This window comes from Microbacterium sp. Gd 4-13 (assembly GCF_003095395.1).
Classification (GTDB): Bacteria; Actinomycetota; Actinomycetes; order Actinomycetales; family Microbacteriaceae; genus Microbacterium.
In genome coordinates this window covers 129,620-147,996 of the sequence record NZ_QEIJ01000006.1, presented here as the reverse complement: position 1 = coordinate 147,996, position 18,377 = coordinate 129,620, and the positions used below count along the sequence as shown (strand labels likewise).

The window sequence follows — 18,377 nt, the reverse complement described above, 5'->3', positions numbered from 1 at the left end:
CCGTCACCCTCTCCGCAGAACGGGTTCAGGTGCGAGGGGCTCGAGCGGAGCCGCGTTCGCCAGATCGCTCGGCTCGAAAGCCGCTTCGCGCGCATCCGGCCGACGTCCCCACCGAGCCGCGTCGTCGCCCCGGCCATGGACGGCCATGATCACGAGGAACCCGAGAAGGATGTGCATGGTGCGCACGGCGTCGATCGAGTTGAACCCCGCGAGCGCGACGACATAGGCCACCATCGCGAGAATGATGCTCAGATTGCCCCTGGTGCACGCCTGCCAGATGAGGGCCGTCATGAACAGCGCGAAGAGGATCAACCCCGGGATCCCGATGCTGATCAGCAGCTGGAGGATGGAGTTCTCGATGATGATCGTGTCGAACAGTCGCGACGTGATGCCGGAGGTGCCCGGGCCGGTGCCTATCCATCCGGAGAGGTCGGCCGCCCGGAAGGCCACGTCGACGGCCCGGTCACGGACGTCGGCCGAGATCTGCGACTCGATCGAGTCCGATCGCTCCACCAGGGGCCCGGCGTTGAGCACGACCACCGCACCGATCGCGGAGACGACCAGCAGCTGCGCCCACCGCGAGATGTTCTTCCACCCCAGGAACAGCGGCGCGAGCAGGAGGGCGAACGCCACGGCGACGCCGACCCCCGCCACAGAGCCGCGGGACACCGTTGCCACGACGCCGCCCACCGAGATCGCACCGGCGAACAGCGGCCACAGCTTTCCGGACTGCAGCCAGGCGCCGATGCCGATCGACGCCGGGATCGTCATGAACGCCGCCGCGAAGAGCGGGTGCGAGAACGCGGCGCGAGCCCGGTATACCGAGAACTCGAACTCCTCCGTCGGGGCTCCGTACACCGGCGAGAACTTGAGCACCATCTCGATGAGCAGGTAGATCCCGACGAGCACGCCGATGACCAAGACCACCTGCGCGAGTAGACGTGCTTCGGCTCGGGCATTCGGAACCAGCAGCGGCATCAGCACGCTCACGGCGAAGGCGAGGGTCCAGCCGACGGTGGTGTCGGATCCTCCCTCGAGCGCCGTACTGACGATGAGCCAGAACAGCAGCAGCACGGCGATCGCACCGATGGCGAAGCGCGGACCCATCGGGCGATGCTCACCGTCGGTGGGGAGGTTCTCGGCCGGGGTCTGACCCAGCACGAGACGTCGGAACACCCAGATCCCCATGAGGATCGCCAGCGGTGGCAACGCATTGAACGGACCGTCGCTCGGGATGAAGCGCGTCGGTGCGAGGGTGAGGATCACCAGCGCGATGGTCGGAATGACATGCACCGGGATCACGAAGAGCGCGATCATCACCAGGGCCGCGACGGGCAGCGCGATAGCGATCACGAGCCCGACGAGTTCGGGTGGAATGGCCGCGAGGCGCACGATGACGTTCAAGAACCTGAGGATGCCGAGGGTCATCCCGCCGGCGAAGAGGCCGCCGAGCGCGATCAGCAGGGCGATGCGCGCACCGCGTCGCCACCCGCCGCCGACGACGACGAGATGGCCACGACGACGCGTCGGGCGGTCGCCCTCGCGACGCGGCGTGAGCCGATCGATCATCGAGGTCATCGACGCCCCCACCCCGGACGACATGACTGTTCCATAGTCACGAACCTAGCCGCCCGGAATGAAATCCCTGTTTCCGAGCGATTAATCCTGCACCGTCGTGTGGCCTCTCGACAACTGCCGGTCACGTGCGTCTGCTAGAAAGAGGCATCGCCCCTTGTCGCGATATCTCTTCCGCCGCCAATGATCGCCGGCTTTCAGGCAGTTCCTTCCGTCCCTCTGAGGAGTCTCATGCGTCTGTCCGTGATCGGCTGTGGGTACCTGGGTGCGGTTCACGCCGCGGCGATGGCGTCGATCGGCCATGAGGTGGTCGGCATCGACGTCGACGAGCGCAAGATCGCTCAGCTGTCGAAGGGTGAGGCGCCGTTCTTCGAGCCCGACCTGCAGGAGCTGCTGACCGCCGGCATCGCATCGGGCAACCTCACCTTCACCACCGACATGTCGGCGGCCCAGGGCGCGAAGGTGCACTTCATCGGCGTCGGAACCCCGCAGCAGAAGGACGGCTACGCCGCCGACCTCACCTACGTCAACGCCGCTGTCGAGGGGCTCCTGCCGTACCTGAGCGAGGGCGACCTCGTCGCCGGCAAGTCGACCGTGCCGGTGGGCACCGCCGCCCGCCTGGCCGAGAGCGTCACCCCGACGGGTGCGACGCTGGTGTGGAACCCCGAGTTCCTCCGCGAAGGGTGGGCGGTGCAAGACACGATCGACCCCGACCGCCTGGTCGCCGGCGTCCCCTCCGACGCGAACGGCGCCACCGAAGAGGGCGAGCGCGCAGCATCCGTGCTCCGCGAGGTCTACCACCCGTCGGTCGCGAAGAACACGCCGTTCATCATCACCGACTACGCCACCGCCGAACTCGTGAAGGTCTCCGCGAACGCGTTCCTGGCGACGAAGATCTCGTTCATCAACGCGATGGCCGAGATCGCCGAGGTCACCGGCGCCGACGTCACCACCCTCGCCGATGCCATCGGCCACGACGCCCGCATCGGCCGCCGCTTCCTCGGCGCCGGCATCGGCTTCGGCGGCGGCTGCCTCCCGAAAGACATCCGCGCCTTCGCCGCCCGCGCCGAAGAGCTCGGCCGCGGCGAATCGGTCGCGTTCCTCCGCGAGATCGACGCGATCAACCTCCGCCGCCGCGACCGCGCCGTCGACCTCGTCGTGCAGGCCTTCGACGGGCAGGTCTTCAAGAAGAACATCACCGTGCTCGGCGCCGCCTTCAAACCCCACAGCGACGACATCCGCGACTCGCCCGCCCTCGACGTCGCCGTCCGTCTCCACGGCCTCGGCGCCTGGGTCACCATCACCGACCCCGCCGCGATCGAGAACGCCCGGCGCATCCACCCGCAGCTGAACTACGTCGAAGACCGCGACGAAGCCCTCCGCGGCGCCGACGCCGTCATCGTCGTCACCGAGTGGGACGAGTACCGCCGCGAGCTCCCGCCCGAGCACGCCGCATCCCTCACCAGCGGCCACATCGTCATCGACGGCCGCAACTGCCTCGACGCGAACGCGTGGCGCGCCGCCGGATGGACCTACTACGGAATGGGACGCCCGTGAGCTCCGGCCACCCGATGGCAGAAGTGAGCCCCCGGTTCGTTCTGGGGGGATGAACGTCGCCGGGGGCCGGCGCTCAGACCGGAACAAGTACGTGGGGGGATGACTTGCCCGATGCGCGAGTGAGCGCTCCTCCAGATTACGCGGGGCCCCGCACCACCGATGTAGGCATTTCGGGGGACACGACACGCGCGCCGCGGCGCGCGCACTGTCAAGCGGTAGCCGTGGTGGCGTTCGTCGCGTTGAGTTGACCGAATGCAGCCACCCGCGAATCGCCCGCCCCACCCCGTCGTCATCATCGGCGGTGGAAACGCCGGGCTGTCGGTCGCGGGCCGGTTGCGCCGTCAGGGCGTCGGCGACGTCGTCGTCATCGAGCCGCGGGAGCAGCACGTATACGCGCCGCTGCAGTCGCACGTGGCGGGCGGGCTCGCGCGCGCCTCGGAGGCGGTGCGCCCCCAGGCCGACGTCACACCATCCGGGGTCGAATGGATCCGCGACCGTGTGACGAGCGTTGCTCCGCACGACGACAGCGTCACTCTCTCCTCGGGCACCGTGGTGCGGTACGCGCACCTCATCGTCGCCGCGGGGATCGAGCTGCGGTGGGATGCGGTGCCGGGCCTCGCCGAGGCGATGCGCACGCCGCTCGGCATCTCGAGCTACACGCACGAGCTCGCGGCCAAGGCTTCTCTCGCCCTGCGCGATATCCGTGACGGCACCGTGGTCTTCGTCCAGCCGCCCGAGCCCGCCACCTGCGCCGGCGTCGCCCAGAAGCCGATGTATCTGGCGAACGACTGGTGGCGGCACGATCCGCGACGCCGCGTGCGATCCGTTTTCGTCTCGCCGGAGTCGCAGGCCTTCCGGATCGATGAGATCTCCGACGAGCTGCAGCGCAAGATCGACGACTACGGCATCGAGACGCGATACGCGCACGACCTCATCGAGGTGCGCCCCGAGAGCCAGGAGGTGGTGATCGGGCGCGGCGGCGTCAGCGAGACCGTGCGCTACGACCTGCTGCACGCGGTCCCACCGCAGGCCCCGGCGGCGTGGATCGCCGAGAGCGGGCTCGGCGACGCGGACGGTTTCGTCGATGTGGACGAACGGATGCTGCGCCACCGCCGCTTCGGCAACGTCTGGGCGTTGGGCGACGCTACCGCGATCACCCCGACGCGGTCGGGCGGCGGCATCCGGCCGCAGGCCAAGGTGCTCGTGAAGAACCTCGTGGCGGTCGTGGCGGGCAGGCAGCCCCACGCCGTCTACGACGGCTACACGGTGACCCCGATCACCGTGAGTCGACGCACCCTCGTGTTCGCCGAGTTCGATCGAGACGACCGTCTGGCCCCGACCGTACCGGGGTGGCGGACCCTGTTCCGCGAGCGACGGCTGACGTACCTGCTCGACCGGTGGGTGCTGCCGTGGGTGTACTGGAACCTGATCCTTCGCGGGCGTGCATGACGGTGCCCCGGATACCCTTATGCTGAGCGCCATGATCGCTCTCAGCAGAATCACCGACCAGGCCGAGTTCACCGCCCTGAACGGCGTCTCGGGCTTCTTCGGGTTCCTCATCTACGTCGTGGTGGTCATCGCGCTCTGGCGCGTGTTCTCCAAGGCCGGCTACCCGGGGTGGCTCGCGATCATCCCGATCGTGAACGTGTTCGTGCTGGTGAAGGTCGCCGGGTTCTCCGCGTGGTTCGGCCTGCTGTACCTGATCCCGATCGTCAACATCGTCTTCCACATCATCGTGTCGTTGCGCACCGGTAAGGCGTTCGGCCAGGGCGCGGTGTTCTCGATCTTCCTGCTGTGGCTCTTCTCGTTCATCGGGTACCTGATCCTCGGCTTCGGCTCCGCCACCTACGACAAGCGCCGCATCGACGCTTGAGTCCCGCCCCTCTCATCGAAGAGCTCGGCGCCCGCACGCGCACCGAGCGCTGGCGGCGCACCGCGCTGCTGGCACTCGTCGTCTACGGTGTCGCCGTGCTGCTCATCGCGTTCTGGCCGGTGCCCGTCGACAGCGGCGCCGTGGGGTTGCTCGACCGCATCGAGCGTCTGCTGCCGTGGGCGACGTACGGACGGATCGAGGTCGCCGCGAACGTCGTGTTCTTCGTGCCCCTGGGGTTTCTGCTGAGCCTCGTGCTCGAGCATTCCCGCTACCTCGTGCTGCCCATCGGGCTGCTCACGACGATCGCCATCGAGGGGCTTCAGGCCGAGCTGCTCGACGAACGTACGGCGAGCATCTCCGACGTGCTCGCGAATACGGCGGGCACCTGCATCGGCATCCTCGTCGCCGCTGCGATCATCCACCGCCGCGACGTCGACCCTCCGGGGCGGCGTAAAGTCGCGGGATGAGTAGCGACGAGAACGACACCGCCCCGACCGGCTCCGACACCGACCTCGGCAAGCTGATCGCGAAGGTCGACGACGAGCACGGCGAGGACGGCGCGGCCGCGATGGCCGACCAGCTGCGCGGCAAGGTCGAGGAGACCGAGGCCGAACCCGAAGCGCCCGGCGACCTCGAAGACTGACGGCTCTGCACCGAGAGCCCAAGACACCCGGGCGCGCTTCGCGCAGCATCCGGGTGTCTGGGGCTTTCAGCGTGGAAATGACCTCGGTCAGCTGAGCCTGCGGCGGTAGATGGCGATCGCGGCGGCGTAGGCGACGACGAGGATGCCGAGGAGCCACGCCAGCGCCACCCAGATCGCGCCTCCAACGGGCTGGCCGGCGAACAGGGCGCGCACCGTGTCGACGACCGACGTGACCGGCTGATTCTCGGCGAACCAGGCAACCGGGCCTGGCATAGAGTCGGTCGGCACGAACGCCGAGCTGATGAAGGGCAGGAAGATCAGCGGGTAGCTGAAGCCGCTCGCCCCGTCGATGGTTCTCGCCGCGAGGCCCGCGACCACCGCGATCCATGTCAGCGCGAGCGTGAACAGCACCAGGATGCCGGCGACCGCCAGCCAGGCGCCGACCGAGGCGCCGGTGCGGAAGCCGAGGATCAGCGCCACCCCCACGACGATCGCGAGGGCCGTGACGTTCGACGCGAGCGACGTGAAGACGTGCGCCCACAGGATGCTGGAGCGTGCGATCGGCATCGACCGGAACCGCTCGAAGATCCCGCCCTGCACATCCAGGAACAGCCGGTAGGCGGTGTAGGCCACCCCCGATGCGATGGTGATCAGCAGGATGCCGGGCAGCAGGTAGTCGATGTAGTGCTCGTTCGACCCGGTGTCGATCGCTCCCCCGAGCACGAAGACGAACAGCAGCATGAGCGCGACCGGTGTGACCGCGGTGGTGATGATCGTGTCGGGGCTGCGCAGGATGTGACGCAGCGAACGACCGGTCAGCACTCCGGTGTCGCTGAGGACGTGCCCGGTCATGAGAGGTCCTCCCGGTGCGCGGGCCCGTCTCCCGAACGGCCGACCAGGGCGAGGAAGACGTCCTCGAGCGTCGGCTTCTTCTCGACGTACTCGACCTGAGCGGAAGGTAGCAGCCGCCGCAGATCGTCGAGCGTGCCGTTCTGGATGATTCTGCCCTCGTGGAGGATTGCGATGCGGTCGGCCAGGTGCTCGGCCTCATCGAGGTACTGCGTGGTCAGGAGCACCGTGGTTCCACCCGCGGCGAGTCGGGCGATCGTCCGCCACACCTCCGCGCGCGCCTGGGGGTCGAGGCCCGTGGTCGGTTCGTCCAGGAAGATCACGGGAGGGTCGCCGATCAGACTCATGGCGATGTCGAGACGACGTCGCATGCCCCCGGAATAGCCGCCCGCCCGACGACCACCGGCCTCGACGAGGTCGAAACGCTCCAACAGGTCGTCGGCGATCGCGCGGGGATTCTCCAGATGCCGGAGCCTCGCCACCATCACGAGGTTCTCACGGCCGCTGAGCACCTCGTCGACGGCAGCGAACTGCCCCGTGAGGCTGATCGACTCCCGCACCTCGCCGGGTTGGGTCGCGACGTCGAATCCGTGCACCACCGCGCTCCCCGCGTCGGCCCGCGACAGCGTGGAGAGGATCCGCACCAGGGTCGTCTTCCCCGCCCCGTTCGAGCCGAGAAGGGCCAGGATGCTGCCCTCTTCCACTTCGAGGTCGACCCCGCGCAGCACGGGGACGTCGCCGAAAGACTTGGTGACGCCTCGCACGTCGACGGCGTTCATGACGGTGAGCTCGACCCACCCGCCGCGGCGTCGATCGCCGAGGTGAGACGGGCTCGTTCCTTATCGATCCACTGCGCGCCGGAGTAGGCGCGGGCGAAAGACTCGGCGAACTCGACGGGATCGTCACCCACGATCTCGCGCACGGGCGTCGCATCGACCGCGGCGCGTTCCCAGAGGTCGGCGTGGTCGCCGAACATCGCCACCAGCGTGTCGCCGTCCGTGACGCCGGCGTAGTACATCAGGTACCGGCTCAGCGCTTTCGCGGCCCGGTGATAGGGCTCGGGCAACGCCTCGATCCTCGCGGTCGCCTGTCGATACTGCTTCTTCTGGTCCAACGACCCGGTGACGGCTTCGATCCACTTCGCAGCCATGGCTACTCTCCTTGGTTTCTCGCGTGCGGGGTGTGGAGGTTCTCTATCCGCTCGACGAGAAAGCTCCACGACTTCCAGAACTCGTCGAGGTACTCGCTCCCCTGCGCATTGAGCGAGTAGACCTTGCGGGGCGGCCCCTTCTCCGAGGGCACCTTCTCGACGGCGACGAGCCCCCGCTGCTCGACGCGGATCAGCAGCGCGTAGACCGTGCCCTCGACGATGTCGGAGAATCCCTGCTCCCGCAGCCGGGCGGTGATCTCGTATCCGTAGGCGGGTTGCACGGCCAGCAGCGCCAGCACGATGCCCTCGAGCGTGCCCTTGAGCATCTCGGTCATCTGTTTCGCCATACGAACCCTCTCTACTCCGTGACACTGGGTACCGGTAAATAGTAACGCCGGGTACCGGTACCTGGCAAGACCGAGTACCGAGATCGGGGCTCGCCTCGCCCCTAGCGCGACAGACCCGCGGAAGTCGAGCCCGCGCAAGGAGTTGGCGCTCCCGCGCGGCGGGGGTCAGACTGTGGCGACACCATGACGACACCTGTCGTCGCGAACAGGTCCTGACTGAGGGGGAACCACGAGAATGAGCACCCGTGTGGCGGTCGTCTGGAACCCGTCGAAGACCGAGCGGGAGGCGCTGGAGGCGCCCGTGACCGCGACGCTCGGCGCCGATGCCGATGTCCAGTGGTTCGAGACCAGCGTCGACGACCCCGGCCAGGGGGCCACCCGCCGGGCCCTCGAGGCGTCACCCGACGTCATCATCGTCGCCGGCGGCGACGGCACCGTGCGCGCGGTGGCCGAGCACCTCGCCGACGAGAAGGCCGATGTCGACCTCGGCATCGTGCCGCTCGGCACGGGCAATCTGCTCGCGCGCAACCTCGGCGTGCCGATCAACGACATCGACAAGGCGGTCGACCGCGCACTCACCGGTACGGCCACCGCCATCGACGTCGGCTGGGTCGATGTCGACCTCGACACGGGAACCGAGCGTCACGGCTTCGTCGTCATGATCGGTTTCGGCATCGATGCGCAGATGATCGCCGAGACCGATGACGAGCTCAAGAGCAAGGCCGGCTGGCTGGCCTACGTCGAGTCGCTCGGGCGGGCCCTCGCCGCCAGCGACATCGTGCCCTTCCACCTCACCGTCGACGACGAGCCCGGTCGCGACGAGGAAGGCCACACCCTCCTGATCGCCAACTGCGGCACGCTGCAGGGCGGCTTCACGCTGCTGCCCGACGCCGACCCATCCGACGGCGAGCTCGACTTCCTGCTGCTGAGCGCCGAAGGACTCGGCCAGTGGATGGGAACCCTCAAGACGATGATGTGGGACAACGGGCTCATGCGTCTGATCACCAAGAAGGACGACACGACCAGCTCCGAGTCGGTCACGCACGGCCGAGCGAGGAAGATCCGTGTGACGCTTCCCGATCCCCGCGCGTTCGAGATCGATGGCGAGGAGATCGGCGAGACGCGGGAGTTCACGGTCTCGCTGCAGTCGTCCGCGGTGAAGGTGCGCTGACCCGGGAGAGAAGAGGGACCCCCGCCCTGTCGAGACAAGACGGGCGGGGGTCCGATTTCTTCACGTGACGATTCGCGGTGCCGTGCGTCTCGTCGCTGAACACAGACACTAGCGGATTCTGTCCCCTGAATGGGGGACAGAATCCCCCTGTCACCGTTATCCCCTAGTTTCGGTGGTTGTCCCGCCCCGAACGGCGCGCGTTCGCCGCCCCGTGGCGCGTCCGCGCGGCCGTCGCCGCGTCGCATAAGCTCTTCGAGCCGGGCGGGGGGCCTCCCGGCAAAGGGGGAACGACGCCGGTGCCAACGGACGACAGTACGAACGACGATTTCGACGACATCGCGAGCAGCTTGCGGGATCTCCGCGCCCGCGCCGGCGGACCCTCGTACGCAGAGATCGGGAGCCGCATCGCGCTCGCCCGGATCGAACGCGGGGTGCCCCTCTCGGCATCCACGCCCGCCAGGACGACGGTCTACGACGCTTTCCGTCTGGGTCGCTCCCGGATCAACGCCGCGCTCGTGGGCGAGATCGTCCGCGCGCTCGGAGCCGACGACGCCGAGGCCGAGAAGTGGGAGACTCGCTGTGGTCTCGCCCAGAAGGCGCGGCGCGCGGCACCTGCGCCGGTGACACCCGCTGCGGCGGGGGCGTCCACCGGGCCGCGCTCCACGATGTGGACCGCGATCCTGCTCGTCGGCTGCGTCGTGCTGAACTTCTCGGGCAGCGCGGCGGTCGCCACACTCGGCCTCCCCCTCTTTCTCGACATGATCGGCACCGCCGTGGCCGCGATGGCCTTCGGGCCCTGGTGGGGAGTCCTGGTCGCTGCGGGCTCCACGGGCATCGAGACGGTCACCGGCACCCCCGACTCCCTACCGTTCGGAATCGTCAACATCGCCGGCGCACTCGCGTGGGGATACGGCGCTCGTGCGCTCGGCGGGGCGCGGTCGCTGCCGAGGTTCCTCGCGCTGAACCTCGTCGTCGGGGTCGTCTGCACGATCGTCTCCGTGCCGGTGCTGATGATCCTCTTCGGCGGCGAGACGGGTCACGCGAGCGACCAGATCGCCGAAGGACTCATCTCCTCGGGCGAGCATCTCGCCCCCGCGGTCTTCACCGCGAACCTGCTGACCTCACTGGCCGACAAGCTCCTCTCGGGCTTCATCGCCCTCGCGGTGATCGGCCTGCTCCCGGCCCGCATGCTGAAGCACGATCTGGTCGGGTCGATGGTCGGCCGCATGGCGACGGGTGAAGCTCGACGCGATGGCGAGACGCGGACGGATGCTGCGCTGCGCGCCTGACAACAGCGGCGAGCGCAGCATCCGTCGCGCACGGATCCACCGACACCGTCGGCGGTGAATCACTCCGCCCGCAGGCGGAGAGGAGAGACCGGATCCCCCACGGCTCGGCCTCTCCACGGGAGAGATCTGTGAGCGGGCCGGGAGACAAAGGGGCTGCCGTCCGACCCGCTCGTCTTCGACGCTATGCCGGTGCCGCCGGGCTCGCAGCCCGATAGGCCTACTCCGAACAACCCCGAACACGCCCGGACACAGGCGGCAGGTGGACGGCGGTCGTATCCCACCGCCTCTCCGATGGCAATGGGTCGGCCCCGAGAGAGGGGCGGACGACAGAGTGGGGCCATGAGAAGCATCACCTACGCGGGCGAGACGATCATCACGACCGACGAGGTCGCCGAAGCACTGGTGAAGCTCACAGCCGCCATCGCGAACGACGGCCGGGCCGAGGCGGTGACGATTCCGATCGTCTCGCGCACGACCGATGACGGCGGCACGGCCGACCTCGTCATCGGGGTCGGCAACGACGTGCTGTCGGCCCCCGCCGAGTGGGAGGGCGACGAGCTCGACTTCTCCGAGGCGGCCGAGACCCTGCGTTCGCACCCCGGATATCCGCGCCGCGCGGAGACCGGCACCGAGCCGTATGCCGCGAACGATCCCGACACGAGTTGGGACCCCGACCTCGACGGCTTCACGCGCGCCTAGCGGGCCCGACGGCCTCCGAAACCCCGAACGATATCATCCGCTGAAGGTCGGTCTCCGAACCACCCGATGTGCACCGCGCGGGTGCAATGCTGTTCATGGTTGGGGAACCGGAACGGCGGATCGGAGACGTACGTGGAACCCACCTCGACCCGTCGGCCGTCGATCGCGTGGAGCGACCAGGTAGCGGTCTTCGCGATCATCGAACTCGACCGCACCGGCATCGTGCAGAGCTGGAACTCCGGCGCCGAGCGCATCAAGGGCTACTCCCGCGACGAGATCATCGGGGAGCACTTCTCCCGCTTCTATCGACCCGAAGACCGCGAGCGCGGCGTGCCTCAAGCATTGCTGACCTCGGCGCTGGCACACGGCTATGTCGAAGACACCGGCTGGCGCGTGCGGTCCGACGGCACTCTCTTCTGGGCGCACGTCACGATCACCGCGGTGCGCAACAGCGTCGGCACGCCGACGGGCTTCGTCAAGATCGTCCGCGACCTCACCGCGTCCAAGCGCGCCGACGACGAACTCAACGCGTTCCTCCGGTCGTTCGTCCACGACTTCCTCTCGCCCGTCACGGCCGTGCGCGGATACGTCGATCTGCTGCGCGAGGGTGTCGGAGACGCCGACGAGATGCTGGGGCACCTCGAAGCCACCAGCGACCACCTCCTGGCGATGGCCACCGCGCTCGCCGAGCGCGTGCGCGACGACCCGCCGCCGCGGCGCGACGAGGTCGCCCACGCCGGCACTCTGGTGCGCGAGGCGGCGGGCCTCGTGCTCCCCGGCGACCTGTTCGGCCGCCTGTCGTTCTCCCTCACCGACGACGCCGCTGTTCAGGGTGACGCGACCGAACTGCGTCGCGCCGTGCAGAACGTTCTCGAGAACGCGGCCAAGTACTCCGAGTCGACCATCGACGTCGACGTGCAGGCCACCGACGACACCGTCGACATCGTCGTGCGCGACCGGGGCCGCGGCATCCACCCCGACGATCTCCCGGCGATCCTCGACGACGGTGTGCGCGGGCGGATGGCCGGGGACGACGACGGCGGCAGCGGCATAGGACTCGCCAGCGCCGCGCGGGCCGTCGCGAACGCGGGCGGCACGATCGAGCTGGAGAGCTCCGTCGGGCACGGCACGACGGTGCGCATCCGCCTGCCCCGAGCCCTCGACGAAACCGGGCGGTAACAACACGACCCCCGCCCGAAACGGGAGTCTGAGAGGGTGCTGGTACCCACACGGGACGCGCCGACGCGAGCACGCGTCGACGCGTGCGTCAGCGAGTCCCTCTACCCGTAGAAGGGCTACTCACGCATGTCTGACACCACTGGCAGAGGCAGGATGCTGCGCGCTCGCGGCATCGCGCTCCTCGTCACCACGTTCGCCCTGGCGAGCGGATCGGTCGCGCTCGCTCCCGCGGCCTTCGCCGCGGCCCCCGCCGCGAGCATCTCGATCGATGTCTCCCCCGATGAGGCGACGGAGGGCGACACTCTCGAGGTGACCGTGACCTCCACCGGCACGACCGACCTGTACGCGTACGACCTGATCTTCACGTACGACCCCGCGGTGCTCGAGTTCGACGAGGACTCGACAGTCGGCCCCGACGGAGGATTCACCACCGGCGCGCTCGGCGACGGCCTGATCGCGGTGACCCACACCCGCCTGGGCACCTCCCCCGGCCTCACCGGTGCGGTCGAGCTCGCCTCGTTCTCGTTCCGCGCCATCGACGGCGGCGACACCGAGATCGCCCTCGCCTCGGCCGAACTGGTCAGCTCGACCGACGAGACGGCGACCGAGACCGACATCGACTCCGCGTCGGTGTCGCTCGTCGCCCTCCCCGACCCGACGCCGTCGCCGACGTCGTCGCCGACCGACAGCGCGACGCCGACGCCGACCCCGAGCGCGAGCGCCTCCGCGACCTCCGTCCCGGTCGGCTCGACCGGCCAGCCCCTGGCCGCCACCGGCGCCGATGCCACCCCCTGGCTCGTCGCGGGTGCCGGTGCCGTCGTCCTCATCGCCGCGGGTGCGCTCCTGGTGATCCGTCGTCGTCAGGCGGTGTCCGAATGATCCGCACGCAGACCACGACGCCCTCCTCCCCCTCATCCCGTAAAGGCCCCCTCGTGACAGCATCCACCCGGCGCATCCTCGCCGTCGCGGCCGCGCTGGGAACGGTCGCCGCCGCTTCCCTCGCCGTCCCCGCCACCGCGGCACCCGCCGCGGCGGCCGAGAGCGCACCGTTCCTCGCGCCGTACTACACCGAGCTCGACCAGACGGGCGACGAGCAGGTCACCGACGCCGACCTGTCGGTGCTGTCGGCCGCGATCGGTGCGACGAGCACCGACCCGCAGTGGGCCGAGTACGCGCCCTTCGACCTCGACGCCGACGGCGCCGTGACGGTCTCCGACCTGGCTCTGCTGTCGCAGCGCATCATCTACGACGACGGCCCGTTCGCTCTCGTCGAGGCCGACGTCATCGAGATGCAGGCCGCGATGAATGCCGGCGTCACGACGTCGGTTCAGCTGACGCAGGCCTACATCGACCGCATCAAGGCCCTGGACAAGGTGACGGTCGAAGGCGGTGCACGACCGCTGAACTCGATCATCACCGTCGGCGAGCAGGCGGCGCTGGCCGCCGCCGCCGCGGCCGACACCGTGCGCGCCGACAAGGGCATGACGAGCATGCTCCTCGGTGTGCCGATCGCGGTGAAAGACAACTACAACACCGTCGACATGCCCACCACGGCCGGCTGCGGGTGCTGGAGCGGCAACCAGACCACGACCGACGCGACGATGGTGAAGGGCCTGCGCGCCGACGGTGCGGTCATCCTCGCCAAGGCGAGCATGGACGAGTTCGCGATCGGCTTCACCTCGCAGTGGTCGGCGTTCCAGGCGCCCGGTACGGCACTGACGGTCTCGAGCCCGCTCGACACGTCGCAGTCCTCTGGGGGCTCGAGCGGTGGCACGGGCGCGTCGATCTCGGCGAACCTCGCCGCGATCGGCTTCGGCACCGACACGGGCGGCTCGATCCGCATCCCGTCGACGTACAACTCCCTCGTCGGTGTTCGTCCGACCGTCGGTCTCGCCAGCCGCGCCGGCATCGTTCCCCTCGCCCTGTCGCAGGACACCGGTGGCCCGATCGCCCGGTCTGTGACCGACGCCGCGGTCGCCCTGGATGCGGTCGTCGGCGCGGATGCGGCCGACCCGATCACGGCGAGCCAGGCCGGCAAGGTACCGACCTCGTACACGTCGTACCTCGACGCCGACGCGCTCGACGCTAAGACGTTCGGCTACGTTCCGGCGATGTTCGGAACCAACGCCAGCACCCTGGCGCTGTGGGAGCAGACCAAGGCGGAGCTCGTGAAGCAGGGCGCGAAGGTCGTCGAGGTGACCCCGCCGGCCGGGTGGGACGCCATTCTCGCCGAGGGCAGCGGCAGCGGTCCGGAGTTCAACCACGACCTCCAGGAGTACATCGCCACCTACCTCGACCCCGACGTGTCGGCGAACAGCCTGCTGAAGATCAGCCAGTCCGACAACGCGGTGCCCGGACGCAGCGCCCGCCCCTATGGCGAGCGCGCAGCCGTGACCGAGGAGGCGTACCAGGCATGGGCAGGCCCGACCGGAACCCACACGACGCAGCTCGCGAAGGGCAAGACGCTCGTGACCACGCTGATGGACGACCTGGATCTCGACGCCATCGTGTACCCGAGCGGCAACCCGTACAGCCCGATCGGGAGCAACATGCGCCTCAGCCCCAACACGGGGCTCCCCTCGGTCACCATGCCGATGGGCTGGGCGGCCGCGGTGGGCACCTCCCCGGCAGGCAACGTCAACCTCGAGTTCCTCGGGCGCGGCTTCGCCGAGGGTCCGCTGCTCGGTTACGCGTACGCGCTCGAGCAGGCCATCGACGGTCGCACCGCGCCGACCCTGTACGGCCCGCTGAAGTAACCCGCGCATGAGGAAGGGCCTCCCGGTGTCGACCGGGAGGCCCTTCTCTCTGCACGCGGCGACGACCGCGTCACATCACTCGAAGTTGCGGTGGCGGGCGACGAGATCTTCGAACTTCGCCCCCGTGCGACGCACCAGCATGAGGTACAGCACGTCCCAGAAGATCCAGAGCGACTGCTCGAACAGGCTCCCCATCGCCTGGATGGTCGGCACGAGACCGCTCGGGTCGTCGGCGCCGTAGGTGTGGGCCGGAACGGTCAGCACGATGTCGGCGAGCTGCGCGGTCGGCCCGTCGGGCACGGCGGTGGCCACGAGCAGCGTCGCACCGGTCTTCTTCACCTGCTCCGCGATGTAGTGGAGGTGCGGGATGTTCGCCGGACCCGACGGCATGATGAACAGATCATCCGCGGTCACCGCGGGAGTCGTGTCGTCCCACCCCCAGTGCACGGTCTTGCCGAAGTGCGTCAGGCGCATCGCGAACGCCTTCGACCCCAGGCCTTCCCGCCCGATGCCGAGCACGAAGATGCGCTGGTGGCTCTCGAGCGCGTCGAGGGCCGCCTCGATGTTGTCCAGCGGCACCCGGCGGAAGACCTCGCCGAGCTCCTGGACGACGGTGGCGCTGATCTCGCGGAATTCCGACATGTCCACTCTCCTCTCTTCGGATTCTTCCCGGTGCTTCTCTACAGATTCTTCCCGGTGCTCTCTACCGAGCTCGTGCTGATCGCGGGTCATCGCACGCCCGGCTTGGCGCCGAGCCGCCCGACGAGGAGAGCCAGCAGGATCACCGCGCCGTAGACCGCGTTGATCCAGAAGGTCGGGACGCCCGCGAGGGTGAGGACGTTGGTCAGCGTACCGAGCAGTAGCACACCCATGAGCGCGCCGACGATGCGGCCTTGCCCTCCCGTGAGCTGCACACCCCCGATGACAGCCGCGGCGAGGGCGCTGAAGATGAGGTTCTCCCCCATCCCGCTCGTGACCGAGGCGAGGCGCCCGGCGAGCATCAGACCGGCGAACGCGGCGAGCGCGCTGGCGGCGACGAAGGCCGTGATGAGCACGAAGTCGACCCGGATGCCGGCGGCGCGCGCGGCCTCGGCGTTGCCGCCGATCGCGTAGAGGGCACGGCCCCACGACGTGTAGCGCAGGAGGAGGCCCGCGATCAGGAAGAGGATTCCGGTGATCCAGATGGCTGCGGGAATCCCCGCCCACCGAGCCGAACCGACGTAGCGGAAGGCCTCGGGGAGGCCGGCGAGGGTCTTGCCCTCGCTGATACCGAGGGTGATGCCTCGGAGGAGAATCAGCATCGCCAGAGTGACGATGAAGGGATCGAGTTTCACCTTCACGACGAGGAATCCGTTGAACAATCCGACCAGCATCCCGATCCCGATCGTGATGCCGATCGCACCGAACTCGTTGATCTCGGTACCCAGCCCGCCGACGGCGGCGGGGATGAGCAACCACGCGGCGACCATCGGCGCCAGTCCCACGGTGGACTCGAGCGAGATGTCGAGCTTGCCCGTGAGGAGGATGAAAGTCAGGCCGATCACGACGATGCCGAGCTCCGCCGACTGGCGGAGGATCAGCGTGAGGTTGGCCGCCGAGAGGAACGCGGGGCTCACGACCGCGCCGATGATCGCCACGATGACGAGGCCGGGCAGCACGCTCAGCTCGCGGACGTTCTTCACGACGGTGCGCGCGAAGGGGTTCTTCGCGGCGGGGGTACGGATGACGGTGGTTCGCACGTTGTTCACTCCAGGCCTTCGATGGCTCGAACGATGTCTTCTTCGGTCGGTTCGCGGAGCTCGGCGCCGATGCGCCCCTCCCGCATGATGAGGACGCGGGGGCTGACGAGCAGCTCCTCGACGTCGTCGGAGATCAGCACCACGGCGACGCCGTCGGCGAGAGCGCGCAGCATGAGCGCGTAGATCGCATCCTTCGCCGCGATGTCGACACCGGCGGTGGGTGAGATCAGCACGAGCACGCGCGGATTCCGGGCGAGGGCGCGCGCGAGCACCACTTTCTGCTGGTTGCCGCCGCTGAGCCCCGACACCGCCAGCGACGGGTCCGGTGGCACCAGGGCGACGTCGGCGATCAGGTCGCGGGAGATCTCGGTGCGCTTCTTCGGAGAGAAGAAACCCCGCGGGGCGATCTGGTCCATCACTCCCATGGTCATGTTCTCGGCGACGCTCAGCTGCGGCACGTATCCGTCGCGGTGCCGGTCAGCGGGAACGAAGCCGATGCCGGCGCGCTGACTGGCCTTGACGTTCCCGGCCGCCACGGACTCGCCGTTGACGGCGATGCCTCCAGCGGCGGTCTTGCGCAGGCCCGCGATCGCTTCCCCGACGGAGTACTTGCCCGAGCCGCCGACGCCGCCGATCGCCACGATCTCGCCCGGCGCGACCGTGAACGACACGTCGGTGAACGCGCCCTCCCGGTCGGTCGCGTTCTCGACAGCGAGGGCGACGGCGGGTGACCCCTGCGCATCCGGGGCGACCGTCGACTCCGCCCGGTGCCGACGCTGCTCCTGTCCGGCGAGCAGCGCGTCGACGAGATCGTCGGATCGGATCTCGTCACCCAGCCGAGACCACAGCAGCTTGCCGTCGCGGAGTACCGTCGCGGAGTCGCAGATGGCCGTGACTTCGCGGAGGAAGTGCGAGACGAAGACGAACGTCACTCCCGCCGCTTGGAGCTCCTGGACCTTGTCGAAGAGCCTCCGGATCGCCGCGCCCTCGAGCTGGACGGTCGGCTCGTCGAGCAGCACGATGCGGGTGCCGGCTTCCAACGCCTTGGCGATGGTCAGCATCTGCCGCTCCTCCAGCGGCGCGTCGGCGAGCAGCATCCTGGGGTCGAGCTGGATGTTCCACTCCGTGAGGATGCGCTCGGACTCCTGCTGCATGCGCCGCCACGACACCCCGGCGCCGCGCTGCGGAAGCCGGCCCGTGAAGAGGTTTTCCGCGATCGTCAGGTTCGCGAACACGGAGGGACGCTGGTAGACGCAGGCGACGCGCTGCTGCCACGCCTTCGGGTCAGACGCGGGCGGCGCCTCGGACCCGAAGAACTTCACGCTCCCGGTGTCGGGGGTCTCCAGGCCGGTGATCATGCGCAGGAGCGTGGACTTGCCGGCGCCGTTGCGGCCGATGAGACCGTGCACCTGTCCGGGCAGGATCGAGACGGAGACGTCTTGGAGGGCTCTCGTCGCACCGTACGTCTTGCTGACGCCATCGATCTCGATGGCGGGCACGGTGACGGGCACGGTGGTCGGTGAAGCGGTCATGACGTCTCCGTCTCGGAT

The 18,377-nt window shown here is 68.9% G+C and carries 19 protein-coding genes; 11 read left to right on the top strand and 8 right to left on the bottom strand.

Annotated elements, in window-relative coordinates:
* Positions 1–3: 3 nt before the first annotated feature.
* The gene (locus tag DEA06_RS12665; RefSeq protein WP_116648359.1) at positions 4–1,602 is read right to left on the bottom strand and encodes a hypothetical protein; all 1,599 of its coding nucleotides are present in this window, start codon (positions 1,600–1,602) and stop codon (positions 4–6) included.
* 204 nt (positions 1,603–1,806) lie between these two features.
* Here DEA06_RS12665 and DEA06_RS12660 point away from each other — a divergent pair, with 204 nt between their 5' ends.
* The 5 genes from DEA06_RS12660 (at position 1,807) to DEA06_RS12640 (ending at position 5,648) form a co-directional block, all read left to right on the top strand.
* On the top strand, positions 1,807–3,132 hold the full coding sequence (locus DEA06_RS12660; protein ID WP_116648358.1) for a UDP-glucose/GDP-mannose dehydrogenase family protein: 1,326 nt from the start codon (positions 1,807–1,809) through the stop codon (positions 3,130–3,132).
* A 252-nt stretch (positions 3,133–3,384) separates the two neighbouring features.
* Complete coding sequence (locus DEA06_RS12655; protein ID WP_116648357.1) at positions 3,385–4,581, top strand: FAD/NAD(P)-binding oxidoreductase; 1,197 nt, start codon at positions 3,385–3,387, stop codon at positions 4,579–4,581.
* Between the two features lie 31 nt (positions 4,582–4,612).
* Positions 4,613–5,005, top strand: a complete 393-nt coding sequence (locus DEA06_RS12650; protein ID WP_116648391.1) for a DUF5684 domain-containing protein — start codon at positions 4,613–4,615, stop codon at positions 5,003–5,005.
* Entirely contained in the window at positions 5,002–5,472 is a 471-nt protein-coding gene (locus tag DEA06_RS12645) for a VanZ family protein (protein WP_165817999.1), read from the top strand. The genes DEA06_RS12650 and DEA06_RS12645 overlap by 4 nt, the downstream gene beginning before the upstream one ends.
* A complete protein-coding gene (locus DEA06_RS12640; RefSeq protein ID WP_116648355.1) occupies positions 5,469–5,648 on the top strand; it encodes a hypothetical protein in 180 nt (59 codons plus the stop codon). Before DEA06_RS12645 ends, DEA06_RS12640 begins: the two co-directional genes overlap by 4 nt.
* 87 nt (positions 5,649–5,735) lie before the next feature.
* On the opposite strand, the gene DEA06_RS12635 is transcribed toward DEA06_RS12640, so the two are convergent.
* From DEA06_RS12635 to DEA06_RS12620, 4 genes are read right to left on the bottom strand one after another with little or no spacing between them, the layout of a single operon-like run.
* Positions 5,736–6,500 carry an ABC transporter permease gene (locus DEA06_RS12635; protein ID WP_116648354.1) on the bottom strand — a complete coding sequence of 255 codons (765 nt, stop codon included), beginning with the start codon at positions 6,498–6,500 and terminating at the stop codon, positions 5,736–5,738.
* On the bottom strand, positions 6,497–7,276 hold the full coding sequence (locus DEA06_RS12630; RefSeq protein ID WP_116648353.1) for an ABC transporter ATP-binding protein: 780 nt from the start codon (positions 7,274–7,276) through the stop codon (positions 6,497–6,499). Before DEA06_RS12630 ends, DEA06_RS12635 begins: the two co-directional genes overlap by 4 nt.
* Positions 7,273–7,647, bottom strand: coding sequence for a DUF1048 domain-containing protein (locus tag DEA06_RS12625; protein ID WP_116648352.1), 375 nt, complete (start codon positions 7,645–7,647; stop codon positions 7,273–7,275). Before DEA06_RS12625 ends, DEA06_RS12630 begins: the two co-directional genes overlap by 4 nt.
* Before the next feature lie 2 nt (positions 7,648–7,649).
* Complete coding sequence (locus DEA06_RS12620) at positions 7,650–7,994, bottom strand: PadR family transcriptional regulator (RefSeq protein WP_116648351.1); 345 nt, start codon at positions 7,992–7,994, stop codon at positions 7,650–7,652.
* A 235-nt stretch (positions 7,995–8,229) separates the two neighbouring features.
* Here DEA06_RS12620 and DEA06_RS12615 point away from each other — a divergent pair, with 235 nt between their 5' ends.
* The 6 genes from DEA06_RS12615 (at position 8,230) to DEA06_RS12590 (ending at position 15,088) form a co-directional block, all read left to right on the top strand.
* Entirely contained in the window at positions 8,230–9,165 is a 936-nt protein-coding gene (locus DEA06_RS12615) for a diacylglycerol kinase family protein (RefSeq protein WP_116648350.1), read from the top strand.
* A gap of 296 nt (positions 9,166–9,461) precedes the next feature.
* On the top strand, positions 9,462–10,454 hold the full coding sequence (locus DEA06_RS12610; protein ID WP_133241764.1) for a hypothetical protein: 993 nt from the start codon (positions 9,462–9,464) through the stop codon (positions 10,452–10,454).
* A gap of 339 nt (positions 10,455–10,793) precedes the next feature.
* Entirely contained in the window at positions 10,794–11,153 is a 360-nt protein-coding gene (locus DEA06_RS12605; RefSeq protein ID WP_116648348.1) for a hypothetical protein, read from the top strand.
* A gap of 132 nt (positions 11,154–11,285) precedes the next feature.
* Complete coding sequence (locus DEA06_RS12600; RefSeq protein ID WP_240606936.1) at positions 11,286–12,332, top strand: ATP-binding protein; 1,047 nt, start codon at positions 11,286–11,288, stop codon at positions 12,330–12,332.
* A gap of 126 nt (positions 12,333–12,458) precedes the next feature.
* Positions 12,459–13,211, top strand: a complete 753-nt coding sequence (locus DEA06_RS16730) for a cohesin domain-containing protein (RefSeq protein ID WP_205781276.1) — start codon at positions 12,459–12,461, stop codon at positions 13,209–13,211.
* Between the two features lie 53 nt (positions 13,212–13,264).
* The gene (locus tag DEA06_RS12590; protein WP_240606935.1) at positions 13,265–15,088 is read left to right on the top strand and encodes an amidase family protein; all 1,824 of its coding nucleotides are present in this window, start codon (positions 13,265–13,267) and stop codon (positions 15,086–15,088) included.
* Positions 15,089–15,163: 75 nt separating this feature from the next.
* Here DEA06_RS12590 and DEA06_RS12585 read toward each other — a convergent pair whose 3' ends face one another.
* From DEA06_RS12585 to DEA06_RS12575, 3 genes are all read right to left on the bottom strand, one after another.
* Positions 15,164–15,730, bottom strand: a complete 567-nt coding sequence (locus DEA06_RS12585; RefSeq protein WP_165817998.1) for an SIS domain-containing protein — start codon at positions 15,728–15,730, stop codon at positions 15,164–15,166.
* Between the two features lie 86 nt (positions 15,731–15,816).
* Positions 15,817–16,827 carry an ABC transporter permease gene (locus DEA06_RS12580; RefSeq protein WP_205781275.1) on the bottom strand — a complete coding sequence of 337 codons (1,011 nt, stop codon included), beginning with the start codon at positions 16,825–16,827 and terminating at the stop codon, positions 15,817–15,819.
* A 5-nt stretch (positions 16,828–16,832) separates the two neighbouring features.
* Positions 16,833–18,359: a sugar ABC transporter ATP-binding protein gene (locus DEA06_RS12575; RefSeq protein ID WP_116648344.1), complete on the bottom strand. Its 1,527-nt coding sequence runs from the start codon at positions 18,357–18,359 to the stop codon at positions 16,833–16,835.
* Positions 18,360–18,377: the final 18 nt, after the last annotated feature.